This is a genomic window from Rugamonas brunnea, assembly GCF_014042345.1.
GTDB lineage: Bacteria > Pseudomonadota > Gammaproteobacteria > Burkholderiales > Burkholderiaceae_D > Rugamonas > Rugamonas brunnea.
Map to the genome: position 1 here is coordinate 668430 of NZ_JACEZT010000001.1, position 15740 is coordinate 684169.

At 66.9% G+C, this 15740-nt stretch carries 14 protein-coding genes; 10 read left to right on the forward strand and 4 right to left on the reverse strand.

The window, feature by feature from the left end; genetic code table 11:
* Positions 1–12: 12 nt before the first annotated feature.
* The 5 genes from H3H37_RS03005 (at position 13) to H3H37_RS03025 (ending at position 4505) form a co-directional block, all read left to right on the forward strand.
* Complete coding sequence (locus tag H3H37_RS03005) at positions 13–1428, forward strand: DEAD/DEAH box helicase (protein WP_182160051.1); 1416 nt, start codon at positions 13–15, stop codon at positions 1426–1428.
* Between the two features lie 144 nt (positions 1429–1572).
* On the forward strand, positions 1573–2352 hold the full coding sequence (gene hyi / locus H3H37_RS03010; RefSeq protein WP_182160053.1) for a hydroxypyruvate isomerase: 780 nt from the start codon (positions 1573–1575) through the stop codon (positions 2350–2352).
* A 78-nt stretch (positions 2353–2430) separates the two neighbouring features.
* Positions 2431–3333, forward strand: a complete 903-nt coding sequence (locus H3H37_RS03015) for a hypothetical protein (protein WP_182160055.1) — start codon at positions 2431–2433, stop codon at positions 3331–3333.
* Between the two features lie 113 nt (positions 3334–3446).
* A complete protein-coding gene (locus H3H37_RS03020; protein ID WP_182160056.1) occupies positions 3447–3950 on the forward strand; it encodes a hypothetical protein in 504 nt (167 codons plus the stop codon).
* A gap of 180 nt (positions 3951–4130) precedes the next feature.
* Positions 4131–4505 (forward strand): TraR/DksA family transcriptional regulator, encoded by a 375-nt coding sequence (locus H3H37_RS03025; protein ID WP_182160058.1) that lies wholly within the window; start codon positions 4131–4133, stop codon positions 4503–4505.
* Positions 4506–4574: 69 nt separating this feature from the next.
* Here the strand turns inward: H3H37_RS03025 and phbB are convergent, their stop codons facing one another.
* Positions 4575–5321 carry an acetoacetyl-CoA reductase gene (gene phbB, locus H3H37_RS03030; RefSeq protein WP_182160060.1) on the reverse strand — a complete coding sequence of 249 codons (747 nt, stop codon included), beginning with the start codon at positions 5319–5321 and terminating at the stop codon, positions 4575–4577.
* A gap of 100 nt (positions 5322–5421) precedes the next feature.
* Complete coding sequence (locus H3H37_RS03035; RefSeq protein WP_375539974.1) at positions 5422–5739, reverse strand: hypothetical protein; 318 nt, start codon at positions 5737–5739, stop codon at positions 5422–5424.
* A 369-nt stretch (positions 5740–6108) separates the two neighbouring features.
* Here H3H37_RS03035 and H3H37_RS03040 point away from each other — a divergent pair, with 369 nt between their 5' ends.
* Genes H3H37_RS03040 through nosR form a run of 5 tightly spaced genes read left to right on the forward strand, consistent with a single transcriptional unit; the run spans position 6109 to position 13087 of the window.
* The gene (locus tag H3H37_RS03040) at positions 6109–9039 is read left to right on the forward strand and encodes an EAL domain-containing protein (RefSeq protein ID WP_182160064.1); all 2931 of its coding nucleotides are present in this window, start codon (positions 6109–6111) and stop codon (positions 9037–9039) included.
* Positions 9036–9407 carry a hypothetical protein gene (locus H3H37_RS03045; RefSeq protein ID WP_182160066.1) on the forward strand — a complete coding sequence of 124 codons (372 nt, stop codon included), beginning with the start codon at positions 9036–9038 and terminating at the stop codon, positions 9405–9407. The genes H3H37_RS03040 and H3H37_RS03045 overlap by 4 nt, the downstream gene beginning before the upstream one ends.
* A 2-nt stretch (positions 9408–9409) precedes the next feature.
* A complete protein-coding gene (locus H3H37_RS03050; protein ID WP_182160067.1) occupies positions 9410–10246 on the forward strand; it encodes an HDOD domain-containing protein in 837 nt (278 codons plus the stop codon).
* 16 nt (positions 10247–10262) lie between these two features.
* The gene (locus H3H37_RS03055) at positions 10263–11750 is read left to right on the forward strand and encodes a PAS domain-containing sensor histidine kinase (protein WP_182160069.1); all 1488 of its coding nucleotides are present in this window, start codon (positions 10263–10265) and stop codon (positions 11748–11750) included.
* Positions 11747–13087 carry a response regulator c-di-GMP phosphodiesterase, NosR family gene (gene nosR / locus H3H37_RS03060; protein WP_182160071.1) on the forward strand — a complete coding sequence of 447 codons (1341 nt, stop codon included), beginning with the start codon at positions 11747–11749 and terminating at the stop codon, positions 13085–13087. The genes H3H37_RS03055 and nosR overlap by 4 nt, the downstream gene beginning before the upstream one ends.
* A gap of 12 nt (positions 13088–13099) precedes the next feature.
* Here the strand turns inward: nosR and H3H37_RS03065 are convergent, their stop codons facing one another.
* Both H3H37_RS03065 and H3H37_RS03070 read right to left on the reverse strand, forming a co-directional pair.
* Positions 13100–14140, reverse strand: a complete 1041-nt coding sequence (locus tag H3H37_RS03065) for an extracellular catalytic domain type 2 short-chain-length polyhydroxyalkanoate depolymerase (RefSeq protein ID WP_182160072.1) — start codon at positions 14138–14140, stop codon at positions 13100–13102.
* Between the two features lie 229 nt (positions 14141–14369).
* Positions 14370–15674, reverse strand: coding sequence for an ATP-binding protein (locus H3H37_RS03070; RefSeq protein ID WP_182160074.1), 1305 nt, complete (start codon positions 15672–15674; stop codon positions 14370–14372).
* Between the last annotated feature and the right edge of the window lie 66 nt (positions 15675–15740).

Below are 15740 nucleotides of genomic sequence, written 5' to 3' on the forward strand. Positions count from 1 at the left end.
TAAAAAGTTACCATGTCCTTTTCCAAACTCGGTTTGTCCGACGCTATCGTCCGTGCCGTAACCGAAACGGGTTACACCACCCCGACTCCGATCCAGGCGCAGGCGATCCCTGCCGTATTGAATGGCGGCGACCTGCTGGCCGGCGCCCAGACCGGCACCGGCAAGACGGCCGGCTTCACCCTGCCCGTGCTGCACCGCCTGTCGACCGACGCCAACGGCGCGGCCATGACGGGCAAGTCGTCCCAGCGTCCGATCCGCGCCCTGATCCTGACCCCGACCCGCGAACTGGCGGCCCAGGTCGAGGAAAGCGTGCGCGTGTACGGCAAGTACACCAAACTGAACTCCACCGTGATCTTCGGCGGCGTGGGCATCAATCCCCAGATCAAGCAGCTCAAGCATGGCGTCGACATCCTGGTGGCCACGCCGGGCCGCCTGCTGGACCACATGGAACAGCGCACGGTCGACCTGTCGAAGATCGAAATCCTGATCCTCGATGAAGCCGACCGCATGCTCGACATGGGCTTCATCCGCGACATCCGCAAGGTGCTGGCCGCGCTGCCGCCCAAGCGCCAGAACCTGCTGTTCTCGGCCACCTTCTCGGACGAGATCAAGGCGCTGGCCGACGGCCTGCTGAACAAGCCAGCCACCATCGAAGTGGCGCGCCGCAATTCGACGGTGGAAGTGATCGCGCAAAAGATCCACCCGGTCGACCGCGACAAGAAGCACCCGATGCTGGCCCACCTGATCAAGAGCAACAACTGGCACCAGGTGCTGGTGTTCACGCGCACCAAGCACGGCGCCAACAAGCTGGTCGAACAGCTGGGCAACGACGGTATTGGCGCCATGGCCATCCACGGCAACAAGAGCCAGTCGGCCCGCACCAAGGCGCTGTCCGAATTCAAGGACAACAAGCTGCAAGTGCTGGTGGCCACCGACATCGCCGCGCGCGGTATCGACATCGACCAGTTGCCGCACGTGGTCAACTACGACCTGCCCAACATTCCGGAAGACTATGTGCACCGCATCGGCCGTACGGGGCGCGCCGGCGCCACCGGCGAAGCCGTGTCGCTGGTGTGCGTGGACGAGCACGACATGCTGAAGGACATCGAAAAGCTCATCAAGCAGACCCTGCCGCGCGCCGTGATTCCTGGCTTCGAGCCTGATCCGAACGCCCGCGCGCAACCGATCCAGCTGCGCAGCGGCGGCCCCGGCCACCGCAACGGCGGCCAGCGCAACGGTGGCGGCAACCGCAACGCCGGTGGCGGCGGCGGTGGCGGCGGTGGTGGCGGCCAGGTCATCCGCGTCAAGACCGGCGGCGGCGCCAAGCCGCGCGGCGCCGGTGGTGGCGGTGGCGGCGGCGGTGGTGGTGGCCGTCCCGGCGCTTCGCGCTCGGCCTCCCAGCATCGCTCCGGCGGCCGTGGCCGCTAAGCGTTAAACGCCAAAGCGGCAACGGATACGGGGACAGGACACCAGGGGACAACTCCCCGGTGTCCTGTCCCCGATTTTCATTCAGCGGTCGCCGGCCCCGGCGCTTTTCGATTACGATAGCGGCTCACGTCACCGGGAGTCCCCATGCCTAAGTTCGCCGCCAACCTGTCCATGCTGTTCACCGAAGCGCCCTTCCTGGACCGCTTCGCACTGGCCCGCGAGGCCGGCTTCGACGGCGTCGAATTCCTGTTCCCCTATGCCTGCGAGGCGCAGCAGATCACCGAGCGCCTGCGCCGCCATCAGCTGGAACTGGTGCTGCACAACCTGCCGCCGGGCGACTGGGCGGCCGGTGACCGTGGGATGGCCTGCGATCCGCGCCGCGTCGAGGAATTCCGCGCCGGCGTGGCGCTGGGCCTGGAATACGCGACGGAGCTGGGCACGCCGCGCCTGCACTGCATGGCCGGCATCGTGCCGCCCGGCCTCGATCCTGCCCGCGCGCGCGACACCTACCTGGACAACCTGCGCTACGCGGCGGACCAGTGCCGTCCGCACGGCATCGCGCTGATGATCGAGCCGATCAACCATTTCGACATGCCCGGCTATTTCCTCAACCACAGCTGGCAGGCGCGCGAACTGATCACGGCCAGCGGCTGCGACAATGTGTTCCTGCAATACGACATCTACCACATGCAGCGCATGGAGGGCGAGCTGGTCAACACCATCCGCGCCAACCTTCCCCTGATCGGCCACATGCAACTGGCCGACACGCCGGGCCGCCACGAGCCGGGCACGGGCGAGATCAACTACCGCTTCCTGTTCCAGCAACTCGACGCCATGGGCTACCAGGGCTGGATAGGCTGCGAATACGTGCCGCAGGGCGACACCGCCAGCGGCCTCAGATGGCGCGCAGCCCTCACCGCATGACGCAGGGCTTGCGCATCCGCAAAATCAAGCCACGGCTGTAGCACAACAATAGTCCCGACGCCTCCGCGAAAGGACGATATGAAACCGCTGCGCCTGTCCCTGCCCTCCACCCTGTTGCGTCTGATGCTGGCATGCTCGCTGGCCGCCACGCTGGGCGGCTGCGCCAGCAGCACGGCGCGCATGGCGCAAGTGCGCGATCTGGCGGCCGAGTCGTCCAAGCTGGGCGCATGGCATGACTTGACCGAACGCTACCGCGACACCTACGCGCGCGAACAACCGTACCTGAGCCCCGAGGCGGACGCCCGCGAGCGCGCGCAGGATGCCGGCCGGCACGCCGCCAGCGCCGACTTTGCCCGCATCGGCCGCGGCGTGCAACTGTACATGCAAACCCTGGGCACACTGGCCGGCGACAACCAGTACGACCTGGAGGATCAGGTCAAGTCGGCCGGCAGCGCCATCAAGGCCTGGCCAGACAGCGGCCTCGACGATCGCCACGTCAACGCCTATGCCGGGCTGACCCGGCTGCTGGCCCACGCGCTGGGCAGCCGCTACCAGGAACGGGCCGTGCGCGAACTGGTGCAGGCCGGCGACGCGCCGCTGCAGGAACTGCTCGACGCCATGCGCATCCTGCTGCGCACCTACAAAGGCAGCAACGACAACGAGCAAGCCATCGTCACGGGCCTGCTGGAAGTGAACATCCCCTATCGCAACACGCCCGACCAGCGCCTGCTGGCCACGCTGGCCAAGGTGCAACTGCGCGCGTTGCGCAGCGAGTACCAACTGATCGACCGCCGCCTTGCGCTGGCGGCGCGCAACCTGGACGCGATCGCGGCCGGCCACAAGACGCTGCTGGCCCAACTGGCGCAGGCGGAAAGCGGCGACAACGGCGGTGATGGCGACAGCCTGGTGCGGGCCAGCGCGGCCGTCCGCGCCAGCCAGCAACCGGCGGCCGGGCCGCTGCCGGCCATGCTGGCGCCGTGATCCGGGCCTGCACCTTGCCTGCATCGCCAGCCTTGCCCACGACGCTCGCCAACGCCCACCACGCCCATTGCACTCATCCCGCCCACATCGTTGAACACGCGCAAGGAGCCACCATGTCCACTCCCCTTCCCCCGCTGTCCGGCGCGGGCGACATTGAAGCGCTGGCCGAGCGCCTGTCCGCTTGCGCCGATGCGCTGCACGCACGCCTGATGAAAGCCATCCGCGCCGCCACGACGGCGGCGCCGGCGCCAGCGGGGCCGCAACCGGCGCGCGGCGCATCCATCGACCAGGGCCTGTCGCAAGGGGCGGCGCAAGCCTTGTTTGAAAACGAAGTGGCTTTGCGCCAGCGCGCCAACGGCCTGTACCTGGACGCGGCCACGCTGGCGGCCAGCGGCCTGGCTGGCGCGGAACAACAACTGCTGGCCTTGACGGCGCAGGCGGCCGAACGCATCCGCACGCTGGACCGGCTGCGCGACCTGATCGACCTGGCCGCCGAGCTGCTGCAACTGGGTGCGGCCGTGGCCAGCGGCGCCCCCGAGCACCTGGCCGCGCCACTGGAAAAAATCAAGCAGCACCTGGCCGACCTCAACAATCCAACGCCTGCGCCACCGGCCTGACAGGGAGGCCACCGCGCGCGACCACGACAGGGAACACGCGCGGCCGACGCAAGACCAGCGTACGCCGCGCCACAGCCGGGAACCGCGCCGCCACCCCCCGGCGATTGCAGTACAATGGACTCACGCGATCCAGCGCGTCATGCGCAGGGACGCCCTTGTCCATCAGCCAGTGAGGCGGTCATGAACGGTCTGGAACAGGAACAATGCAAGGCCTTGCAAGCGCGGCTTGAACAAGCCCGGCTGGACCTGCTGAGCCAGCTGGCCGACGACCTCGATCCGGGCACCGACGTACTGGCGCCGGCCGTGCTGGAAGTGGAAGCGTCACCGGCCGACAACGCCAGCAACCGCACGCTCAACGAACTGGTACATGAAACAGCCGAGCACACGGCCCGCCACCTGCAAGTGGTGCGCCACGCGCTGGCCAAGTTCGACGATGGCAGCTACGGCCTGTGCGAAACATGCGGCGAGCCCATCGGCTACTCGCGCCTGAACGCGCGCCCCGAAGCGCGCCTGTGCATCGCCTGCCAGACGCGCGAGGAAAAACCGCACCGCTAGCACCTGGAGGTAATTTCAACGTGCCTGTGGCGAGGCGCCACAACGAAGCCACAGGCGAGTTGAAACGGCCTAACGCATGTGCTGGCCGCCGTTGATGGCGATCTCCGCCCCCGTCACGAAGGCCGCCTCCTCCGAGGCCAGATACCCCACCAGCGCCGCCACCTCGTCCGGCTCGCCCAGGCGGGCAACGGGGATGCGCGGCAGGATCTTTTGCTCCATCACCTCGGCCGGCACGGCTTCCACCATGCGCGTGCGCAAGTAGCCGGGCGCCACCGTGTTGACCGTCACGCCATGGCGCGCCACTTCCAGCGCCAGCGCCTTGGTCAGCCCGTGCATGCCGGCCTTGGCCGCCGCGTAGTTGCACTGGCCGAACGCGCCCTGCTGGCCATTGACGGAGGAAATGTTGATGATGCGGCCCCAGCGCCGCTCCAGCATGCCGTCGAGCACCTGCTTGCTCATGTTGAATACGCTGTCGAGATTGGTGCGCAGCACGGCGTGCCAGTCGTCCTGGCTGAGCTTGCGCAAGCTCTGGTCGCGCGTGATGCCGGCGTTGTTGACCAGCACATCCACCCCGCCCAGTTCCTCGCGGATGCGCGCCACGGCGCGCGCGCAATCGTCATAATCGGCCACATCCACCTGGTAAGCGCGGCAGCGCAAACCTTCATCCTTGCGCGCCTCGATCCAGGCCTGGAACCCGCTGTTGCCGGGCGAATAGGTGGCGGCCACGGCGAAACCGGCCCGGTACAGCCGGTGGCAGATCGCCGTTCCCAATCCTCCCATGCCGCCCGTCACGACGGCCACGCGCTTGCTGTCCATGCTCTCCTCCTGGTGTTGTAATAAATGCACCAGTCTATGAGAGCGCGCAAACGCCGTCTTGCGCCAGATCAAATGGGCCGCGCGCGGGGCGGCGCGGCCGCTAGCCGTCCGACAACCAGGGCTGGCTGCGGATCTTGGCCACCTGGCGCAGGGCCAGCCAGCGCCACAGCTGCAAGGCGTCCGCTTCGGGCAAGGCCCGCATGTGGCGCGGATTGGCCAGTGCGATCTCGCAGTCGCGGTCCGACCATTCCTCGAAACGCACGTCGCCGCCGCACGCCACTTCCAGCGCGTACATCAAGCCATCGTCGTAGCCAAAGCGCAGCACGGCCGTGCCTGGCCCACCATCCGGCCCGGCCGTCTTGCCACTGTAGACGTCGGCCAGCGCGGCCACCAGCTGGGCCTCGGTGGGCGCCGCCACGTCTCGTCCATCGGGCCGCGTTAGCTCTACCCATGCCTGTGTCATAGAGATGTTCCCTTTCACACTCGTTAGCAACCTGCCGGCACATCATGCCCGTACTGCGCGGCACGGCCATGATGTAGCTCTGCTCCAGGCCCGTTGGCTGGCGCCATATGGCGCACCGGACGGAATGTGGCATTTTGATTGTAGCAACTATCAAGCGGGAAATTACAAGCCCCGCTCCAAAATATCGCCGACCGCAACAACAGGCCGTGCCGGGTCCGCCGCGCGCAAAAACTCCCACCGGCGGCGTCAACCTTGGCCTTATAATCAATTGCGCCGGTTTATTAGTTTCTGTCTATGAAGCTTTCATGAAGATAGGTACGCCTGATGGATCTGCACGACCAGCCCCCTGCCACGCCACCGGACCTGCTGTCGCCCGACGGCGCCGGCACGCAACTGCAACTGGCGGTTGAACAGGCGCCGGTCGGCATCGCCTACCTGGACCGCGACGGCATGCTGGTGCGCGTCAATGCCCGCCTGTGCCGGATGCTGGGCATGGCGCCCGATGCGCTGCAAGGGCGTCACTACAGCCACTTCCTGGCCGAGGCCGACCACCAGGTGATCGCGGCCGGCCAGGCCGAGCTGCTGGCCATGCCGGGCGTGGCGCAAAAGAATGACATACGCTGGCGCGGCCAGGACGACACCTTGTTGTGGACCCACGTCACGCGCTACAGCATTGCCGCCGCCGGCGATGCGCCCGCCGGCCAGGTGTGGTGGGTCAACGACATCAGCCAGCGGCGCCAGCTCAAGGACATGCTGCAACTGTCGAACCGGGCGCTGGCGGCCTGCTCGAATGGCGTGCTGATCACCAGCGCCAGCGAACCAGACTACCCCATCATGTACGCCAATCCCGCGTTCTACGCGATGACGGGCTACACGCCGATGGACATCATGGGCCGCAACTGCCGCCTGCTGCAGAACGCCGACCGCGACCAGCCCGGCCTGGCCACCGTGCGCCACGCGCTGGGCCAGCGCAAGGATGCCCATGTGGTGCTGCGCAACTACCGCCGCGACGGCACCCTGTTCTGGAACGACCTGCTGATCTCGCCCGTGCCGGACGAGCACGGCGTCGTCACCCATTATGTGGGCATCCTCAACGACATTACCGTGCTCAAGGAAAAGGAAGAGCGCCTCACCTACCAGTCCACGCATGACGAGCTGACCGGCCTGCCCAACCGCGCACTGTTCCACCGGCGCCTGCAGCAAGCCATGCTGCAGGCGGGCCAGCACGACCACGCCGTGGCCCTGCTGTGCGTGGGCCTGGACAACTTCGAACTGGTCAACGAGAGCCTGGGCCACGCGGCCGGCGACCAGATGCTGTCCATCGCCGCCCAGCGCCTGCAGCAATGCATGGGCGAGCACGACACGCTGGCCCGGCTGGGCGACCACGAATTCCTCGCCATCCTGGGCGCCGTGGACGGGGCCGGCGACGTGATGCCCGTGTGCGAGCACATGTTCGTGGTGCTGGCGCAACCGTTCGCGCTGGCCGGCCAGCCGGTGCACGTGAGCGCCAGCATCGGCATCGCGCTCTACCCGCAGGACGGTGCCGACAGCGCCACCCTGATGCGCTACGCCGACCTGGCGCTGTCGCGCGCGCGCGAACAGGGCGGCGCCAAGTACCAGTTCTTCGCGCAGGAAATGAACCAGCGCACGCTGGAGCGCATCGCCATGGAATCGGCCCTGCGACAGGCCATCGCGCGCGACGAATTGCGCCTGCTGTACCAGCCGCTGGCAGACTTGCGCACGGGCGCCATCGTCAGCGTGGAAGCGCTGGTGCGCTGGCAACATCCGACCCAGGGCTTGCTGGCGGCGGCCGAGTTCATCAACGTGGCCGAACAGGCCGGCCTGGCCGACGCCATCGGCGACTGGGTGCTGCGCCAGGCGTGCCGCGACCTGGCCGCCTGGCACGCGCAGCAACTGGCGCCGCTGCCGGTGGCCATCAATGTTTCGCCGCGCCAGTTCCGCGACCCTTTGTTCGCCGGCACCGTGGCCGCCATCCTCAATGAACATGGGGTGCTGGCGCCATCGCTGACGCTGGAGATCACCGAAGCGTGCCTGATGCAGGACAGCGGCGTGGGCGCGGCCAGCCTGGCCCGCCTCAAGGCGCTCGGCGTGCGGCTCGCACTGGACGACTTCGGCACCGGCTACGCCTCGCTGAGCAACCTGAAACGCTACCCGTTCGACGCCGTCAAGATTGAAAGCCAGTTCATCCGCAACATCGTCACCGACAGCGACGACGCGGCCCTGGCCCGCACCATCGTCTCCATGGCCCACCACCTGGGCATCGAAGTGGTGGCCGAAGGGGTGGAGACGGAAGCCCAGTGCGACTTCCTGCGCCGCAATATGTGCGACCTGGTCCAGGGCCATTTCTTCGCCCCGCCCGTCACGGCGGAAGCGCTGCTGGCCATGCGCGCCGAAGGACGGGCGCTGCCGCCGCACCTGCTGCGCATCCAGAAGCAAAAGCGCAGCCTGCTGCTGGTGGACGACGAGCAGAACATCGTGTCGGCCCTCAAGCGCCTGCTGCGGCGCGACGACTACCAGATCTACACGGCCAACAGCGGCCAGGAGGGGCTGGACGTGCTGGCCCAGCACGCGGTGGACGTGATCGTGTCCGACCAGCGCATGCCCGGCATGCTGGGCGCCGACTTCCTGCGCAAGGCCAAGCTGCTGTATCCGGACACGATACGCATCATGCTGTCCGGTTACACGGAACTGCAGTCCGTCACGGACGCCGTCAACGAGGGCGCGATCTACAAATTCCTCACCAAGCCGTGGGAGGACGAGCTGCTGCGCGGCCACATCGCCCAGGCGTTCCAGCTCAAGGAGATCGCCGACGACAACGCGCGCCTGCACCTGGAGGTGCGCACCGCCAACCACGAGCTGGCGGCCGCCAACCGGCGCATGGAGGAACTGCTGCTGCTCAAGCAGCGCCAGATCAGCCGCGACGAGATCAGCCTGAACGTGGCGCATGACGTGCTGCAGCACCTGCCGCTGCCCGTGATCGGCATGGACGACGCCGGCATGATCGCCTTCGTCAACGGCGCCGCCGCCGTCCTGTTCCGGCACAGCGGCGCCCTGCTCGGCAACGAGGCCAGCATGGTGCTGCCGGAACTGTTCCCCGATGCCAGCGCTGCCGCCGCACCGGCGCACCAGACCGTCATCGATGGCCAGCGCTACGACGTGGTGGTCTATCCCATGGGCGAACGCTCGCAATCACGCGGCAGCCTGATCACGTTGAGCCACAGCGAGGAAGCATGATGGAACCGTCCAGCGCATCGCACATCGCCATCGAACAGGCCGGCGCCGGCATGGTGCTGGCGGCCGACCTGCGCGACAGCCACGGCGCCGTGCTGCTGCCGCAAGGCGCCATCCTCACCGATGCCACCCTGGCCAGCCTGCGCCGACGCGGCGTAGCGCAGTGCACGGTGGTGCGCGCGACGGACGGACTGGATGGCGACGACGAAAACGACAAAGGCGGCGACGGCAGCGCGGCGGCCAGCGCGGCGCGGGCGGCCGCGCGCGCGGCCCAGCTGGCACGGCTACAGCACCTGTTCCGCCACACAGCGACGCACGAGGCCAACGCCACGCTGCTGCAATTGCTGACTGATTACCGCAACCGGGAGTGAGCATGCCCACCATGGACGACATCATCAAGCAGGTACACGACTTGCCGTCGCTGCCCGCCGTGGTGGCCGAACTGCTCACCACCGTCGAACAGGACGAAGTGGACTTGCACGCGCTGGCAGGCAAGATCGCCCTGGACCAGTCGCTCACGGCCAAGACCCTGCGGCTGGCCAATTCCTCGTTCTATGGCATGCCCACCAAGGTCACCACCATCGGCCAGGCGATCGCCGTACTGGGCTTTCACAGCATCCGCACGCTGGTGACCGCCTGCGCCGTCACGGGCGCGTTCCGGCCCGGGGCGGCCAGCCGCTTCGCGTTCGAGCCGTTCTGGCGCCACGCCATCGGCACGGCCGTGTGCGCGCGCGCGCTGGCCCGCCACGCGCGCCTGAGCCCGGAGACGGCGTTCACGGCCGGCCTGCTGCACGACCTGGGCACGCTGGTGCTGGCCACCCGCTACCCGGCCGAGTACGACGCCGTGGAAGCCTACCGCCGTCAGCACGACTGCGGCCCCGGCGTGGCCCAGCACGCCATCTTCGGCTATGACCATGCGCGCGTCGGCAGCGCGCTGGCGGCGCACTGGAAATTCCCGCCCGCGATTCAGGATGCCGTGTCCGGCCACCACCATCCGGACGGTCCCGACGGCATGTCGCTGGCCCTGCTGATCCATGTCGCCGACGTGCTGGCCCACGCACTCGACCTGGGCGGCGAGGAGGACGACCAGGTGCCGCCCCTGTCGCAACAGAGCTGGCGTATGCTGGCCTTGAGCGACGCGGCCTGCATGGCCATCTTCGCGGAAACGGAAGCCACGTTCCAGGACCTGTGCCAGATCCTGGTGCATTGACGGAGTACCCACACCCATGAACGCCCACTTCGATACACAGTCCGGCAGCGGCGACGCGGCCCATGCGGGCATCGAACTGTCCGAATTCTTCGACGGCCACCCGGTGGCCACGTTCGCCATCAACACCGACCACGTGGTCACGCACTGGAACAAGGCCTGCGAACAGCTGCTGGGCTGGAGCAAGGAGGAGATGGTGGGCACGCAAAACCACTGGCAGGCGTTCTATCCCAAGCAGCGCCCGCTGCTGGCCGACCTCATCATCTCCGGCGAGGAGGACGAGATCGACCGCCACTACCTGGGCAAGCACAAGCGCTCGACCCTGATCCCGGGCGCGTTCGAGAGCGAGGACTTCTTCCCCAACATCGGCGAAAGCGGCCACTGGCTGCACTTCACGGCGGCCCCGCTGCGCGACCGCCAGGGGCAAGTGGTGGGCGCCATCGAAACCCTGCGCGACGTGACCGAGCGCCGGGTGGCCGAGAACGCCCTGCGCAAGGCGCACGACAACCTCGAAAGCGTGATCGAGAAGCGCACCGCCCAGCTGGCCGAAGTGAACGGCCGGCTCGAAGACGACATCCGCCAGCGCCAGTTGGCCGACGCGGAACTGCGGCGGCGCAACGTGGAGCTGGAGCAACTGAACGAACAATTGTCGATGGCCCAGCAACAACTGGTGCAGTCGGAAAAGCTGGCCTCGATCGGCCAGCTGGCGGCCGGCGTGGCGCACGAGATCAACAACCCGATCGGCTACATCTTCTCCAACTTCGGTACCCTGCAAAGCTACCTGGACCAGTTGTTCGAGATGCTGGCCGCCTACCAGGACGCCGAGGCCAGCATCGCCGCGCCCGAGGTGGCGGCCCGGGTGCGCGCCATGCGCGAGCGCATCGACCTCGACTTCCTGCGCGAGGACATCCCGTCGCTGATGGATGAATCGAAGGAAGGCATCGTGCGCGTGCGCCACATCGTGCAGGACCTGAAGGACTTCTCGCGGGTGGACGCCAACCAGGAATGGGTGTGGGCCGACCTGCACCAGGGCATAGACTCGACGCTCAACATCGTCAGCAACGAAGTCAAGTACAAGGCCGACGTGGTCAAGGAATACGGCGCCATCCCCGACATCGAATGCCTGCCGCTGCAGATCAACCAGGTGGTGATGAACCTGGTGGTCAACGCGGCCCATGCGATCGGTCCCGAACGCGGCAGGATCACGGTGCGCACCGGCACCGGGTGCGACCAGGTGTGGCTGGAGGTGGCCGACACCGGCAGCGGCATCGCGCCCGAGGCGCTGTCGCGCATCTTCGACCCCTTCTTCACCACCAAGGCGGTGGGCAAGGGAACGGGGCTGGGCCTGTCGCTCGCTTATGGTATCGTGCAGAAGCATAAGGGCAAGATCGAGGTCAGCACGGAGCTGGGCAAAGGCACCTGCTTCCGCGTCACGCTGCCGATCCGCCACCCGGCCGACGCCAGGGACAACCAGGAAGCCAAGGAAGCCAAGGAAGCGAGCCAATGACACCAGCCGCACTGCCGCACAGCCCGCCCGTCATGCAGACGGCCAGCGCCACCCTGCTGTTCGTGGACGACGAGCCCAACATCCTGTCCTCGCTGCGCCGCCTGTTCCGCCCGCGCGGCTACCGCGTGCTGACGGCCGAAAGCGGCGCCGAGGGGCTGGAAGTGCTGGCGCAGGAACCGGTGGACCTGGTGATCTCCGACATGCGCATGCCGGAAATGGACGGCGCCCGCTTCCTGGCCCAGGTGCGCCAGCGCTGGCCCGGCGTGCTGCGGCTGCTGCTGACCGGGTATTCGGACATCCAGTCCATCCAGGACGCCATCAATTGCGGCGAGATCTACCGCTACATCACCAAGCCATGGGACGACAACGACATTGTGCTGGTGGTGCGTCACGCGCTCGAACGGCGCGAACTGGAACTGGAAAAAGCCAGGCTGGAGCAACTGACCCAGCGCCAGAACGAGGAGCTGAAAGCCCTCAACCAGAACCTGGAAGCCCAAGTGGAGGCGCGCACACGGCAGCTCAAGGTGGCGCACGACGCGGCGGTGGCAGCCAACGAGAAGCTCAAGGCCAATTTCATCACCACCATCAAGCTGCTGTCGAGCCTGGTCGAACTGCGCGGTGCCCAGCACACGGGGCATGCGCGCCAGGTGGCCGACCTGGCCCGCAAGCTGGCCGTGGCCCTCAAGCTCGACGTGCGCGAGACGCAGGACGTGTTCATCGCCGCCCTGCTGCAGGATATCGGCAAGATCGGTTTCACCGACGACATGCTGGCCACCCCGCTCACCATGCTCAACGGCGAGGCGCTGGGCCAGTACCGCAAGCACCCGTTGCGGGCCGAGCAATTGCTGATGCCGCTGCCGGACTTGCGCGGCAGCGCCGCCATCCTGCGCGCCCAGCTCGAACGCTTCGACGGCAACGGCTTCCCCTACGGGATCTCGGGGCTGGCCATTCCCATCGGCGCGCGCATCCTGGCGCTGGCGGCCGACTATTTCAACCTGCAGCACGGCGCCATGGTGCAGCGCCACCTGCGGCCCGAGGAAGCCAAGTCGCTGATCATGGATGCGGCGGGCAAACGCTACGACCCGTCCGTGGTGGCCGCCTTCCGCCAGCTGGTCGACTACACGGTCGAGGACCCGGGCGCCGGGGTGGAAATCCTGTCGGGCGAGCTGCAGCCAGGCATGGTGCTGGCGCGCGACCTGATCAGCCGCGACGGCCTGATGCTGCTGCCGGCCGAGCATGTGCTGGACCCGCGCATGATCCAGCAGGTGCAGGATTTCGAATCGAAGAGCGAGGGCCGGCTGGCGATCTGGGTGCGCCTCGCCAAGGGAACGCCATGAACACGGCGGCCGTCACTGGCCCGACGCCACGGTGTTGGCCGGCGACGAGGTCAGCCGTTCCACCATCGCATGCACGGCCATCATCTGCGGGCCGGACTTGAACGCATAGTTGACGCCCGTGTAGCCATACCAGTCCCAGCAGCCCTGCGGGTTGTACGGCACATTGGACGCGTTCACCTGCGGGTACAGCACGATGATGTTGTTGGTGTCGGCCCAGTTGTTGTAGCTGCTCTTGCCGTAGAAATCGTCGTGCACCACGGCCGCCGACTGCTTGCAGCCATGGAACGCCACGTGCACGCGGCAGGCCTTGCCGGCGTTGCAGCTGGCCGGCACATAGGCATAGGCGTCAGCCGCCATGCCGGTGCTGGCATCGGCGAACTCGCGCTGGTTGAAGGTGATGATCTTGCCCGACAGCTTGCTGGCCGGCGCCTTGGCCTTGCCGTAGATGTGGGCGAACATGGCGCCCGGCTGGTCATACGCCGTGTGGTGCACCGTGCACTTGCTGATGTAGGGCGCCGCATTGGCGCCGCAGCTGTTGCCGAACGCGGGCGTCAGCAGCGCATGGCCGGCCGGCACATTGTTCACATACACCAGGTTGGCGTCGGCCACGCCGGCGTCCTTGAAGAAGGTGACGGTGGCGTCCACGGCCTGCTGGTACACCACCGTATCCTTGGTGCCGCTGAACACGTAGATGCGCTGGTTCTGCAAGGCTGTGAGCGGATCGATCTGGCCGCTGGCGGCGAAGCCCTGGGCCGACAACAGCAGCAGGGCCGGGTTGGGCGGCAGGAAAGGCACCTGGCCCATGCACACGGTCGCGTTCACCAGCGACCCGGCCGCGCAATAATACGGGCCGCCGGCCACCACGCCCGCCCCCACCACGGCGCTCGAATAGGCGACTTGATATTGCACCGCCATAAACGCGCCCGACGACAGGCCGGACACGGATGTGGCGCCATGGTCGGCGCCCAGCGCGGGCAGGTTGCTGCTACCGTGCGCCAGAGGGGAAAACGCCAGCGCGACGGCCAGCAGGGATGCATGGACAGGCAATTTCATCGTGGACTCCTGGAGCGGAAATAGGAAGAAAACCGGGAAGAAAACCGGCGAAAACAGGGCAGAGACGGGCTAAACGCAGTGCCTAGCAAGACGAAATTGATGCACTGCACCATCAGCGCAACGCGATCTTCCCACAGAAAGCCGCCGTGCGCGCAATCGTGGTAAAAATACAAATTACCCTGGGTATGGAGTCTTTACGGGGCGCAGCGAACGTTGCCCGCCCATAGCGTCAGCTGGCCTGCGTGGCCGGCAGGCGCACGACGAAGCGCGTGCCCTTGCCCACTTCGGACGCCACCTCGATCTTGCCGCCATGCTTGTGCACGATGCCGTAGGACAGCGACAAGCCCAGGCCCGTGCCGCTGCCCACCGGCTTGGTGGTGAAGAACGGTTCGAAGATGCGGTTCAGGTGTTCGGGCGCGATGCCCACGCCGGTGTCGGCCACCTCCACCCACACCCAGCCGTTGGCCGTACCGGTGCTGATCGTGATCTCGCCCTGTTCCTTGATGGCGTGGCCGGCGTTCACGAGCAGGTTCATGAACACCTGGTTCAGCTGCGACGCCAGGCAGCGTATCGGCGGCAACTGGCCGTAGCGCTTGACGATGGTGGCTTTGTATTTGAGCTCGTTGGCCACGATGTTGAGCGTGCTGTCCAGCCCCTTGTGCAGGTCGGCGATCTGCCATTCCGTCTCGCCCACGTGGGAAAAGTCCTTGAGCGCCTGCACGATGTCCTTGACCCGCTTCAGGCCATCCATCGATTCGCGCACCAGCTCGCCCACATCCTCGCGCAGGTAGTCCAGGTCGGCCTGTTCGCGCACGGCCGCCATGCGCTTGCCGAGCGCGGTATCGCCGGCGCCGGCGCCGGCCACGACCTGCTCATACTGGTCGATCACGCCGAGCAGCGTGCCCACATAGCCTTGCAGCGCGCCCATGTTGGAATTGACGAAGCCGACCGGGTTGTTGATCTCGTGCGCGATGCCGGCCGCCAGCTGGCCGATGGACGCCATCTTTTCCGATTGCAGCAATTGCTGGTGCGCGTCGCGCAGCTTGCCGATCAGCTGCTGCTGCTCCAGTCCCTTGGCCTGCAAGGCTTCTTCCATGTGCTTGCGGGCCGTGATGTCGGTCAGCGCGCCGATCACTTCCAGCGGCACGCCATGCTCGTCGCGGATCAGGCGCAGCGTGTCGTGCATCCACAGGTAGGAACCGTCGGCGATGCGGAAGCGGTATTCGTAGGCGCGCTGGCCTTCGGTGAACACCAGCGCCAGGCTGGAGAAGATGTTGGGCGCATCGTCGGGATGGATATGGTCGAACCAGAAATTGGGATCGGCCAGCATCTGCTCGGGCCGGTAACCGAGCACATTGTAGGCGTTGTTGCTGACGAAGGTCATCTTGAAGTCACCGCTGGGCACGGTGGTATAGATGATGGCCGGGGTGTTATCGACCAGGTATTGCAGGCGCACCAGCGGTGAGGCCGCCTCGGCCGCCGGCGCGCGCGCGGGGGCATCGGTGGAGAAGAATTCGAGCTCTTCGAATTGCATGACGATAATCTCGCGGCAAACACTGCGGGGCGGCGGACGCGACGCGTGCGGCGAACGGGCATGCGC

Bases quoted from the DNA above. Each gene is read 5' to 3' on its own strand.
- H3H37_RS03005 (WP_182160051.1), top strand. From the start codon at position 13: ATGTCCTTTTCCAAACTCGGTTTGTCCGACGCTATCGTCCGTGCCGTA.
- hyi (WP_182160053.1), top strand. From the start codon at position 1,573: ATGCCTAAGTTCGCCGCCAACCTGTCCATGCTGTTCACCGAAGCGCCC.
- H3H37_RS03015 (WP_182160055.1), top strand. From the start codon at position 2,431: ATGAAACCGCTGCGCCTGTCCCTGCCCTCCACCCTGTTGCGTCTGATG.
- H3H37_RS03020 (WP_182160056.1), top strand. From the start codon at position 3,447: ATGTCCACTCCCCTTCCCCCGCTGTCCGGCGCGGGCGACATTGAAGCG.
- H3H37_RS03025 (WP_182160058.1), top strand. From the start codon at position 4,131: ATGAACGGTCTGGAACAGGAACAATGCAAGGCCTTGCAAGCGCGGCTT.
- phbB (WP_182160060.1), bottom strand. From the start codon at position 5,321: ATGGACAGCAAGCGCGTGGCCGTCGTGACGGGCGGCATGGGAGGATTG.
- H3H37_RS03040 (WP_182160064.1), top strand. From the start codon at position 6,109: ATGGATCTGCACGACCAGCCCCCTGCCACGCCACCGGACCTGCTGTCG.
- H3H37_RS03045 (WP_182160066.1), top strand. From the start codon at position 9,036: ATGATGGAACCGTCCAGCGCATCGCACATCGCCATCGAACAGGCCGGC.
- H3H37_RS03050 (WP_182160067.1), top strand. From the start codon at position 9,410: ATGCCCACCATGGACGACATCATCAAGCAGGTACACGACTTGCCGTCG.
- H3H37_RS03055 (WP_182160069.1), top strand. From the start codon at position 10,263: ATGAACGCCCACTTCGATACACAGTCCGGCAGCGGCGACGCGGCCCAT.
- nosR (WP_182160071.1), top strand. From the start codon at position 11,747: ATGACACCAGCCGCACTGCCGCACAGCCCGCCCGTCATGCAGACGGCC.
- H3H37_RS03065 (WP_182160072.1), bottom strand. From the start codon at position 14,140: ATGAAATTGCCTGTCCATGCATCCCTGCTGGCCGTCGCGCTGGCGTTT.
- H3H37_RS03070 (WP_182160074.1), bottom strand. From the start codon at position 15,674: ATGCAATTCGAAGAGCTCGAATTCTTCTCCACCGATGCCCCCGCGCGC.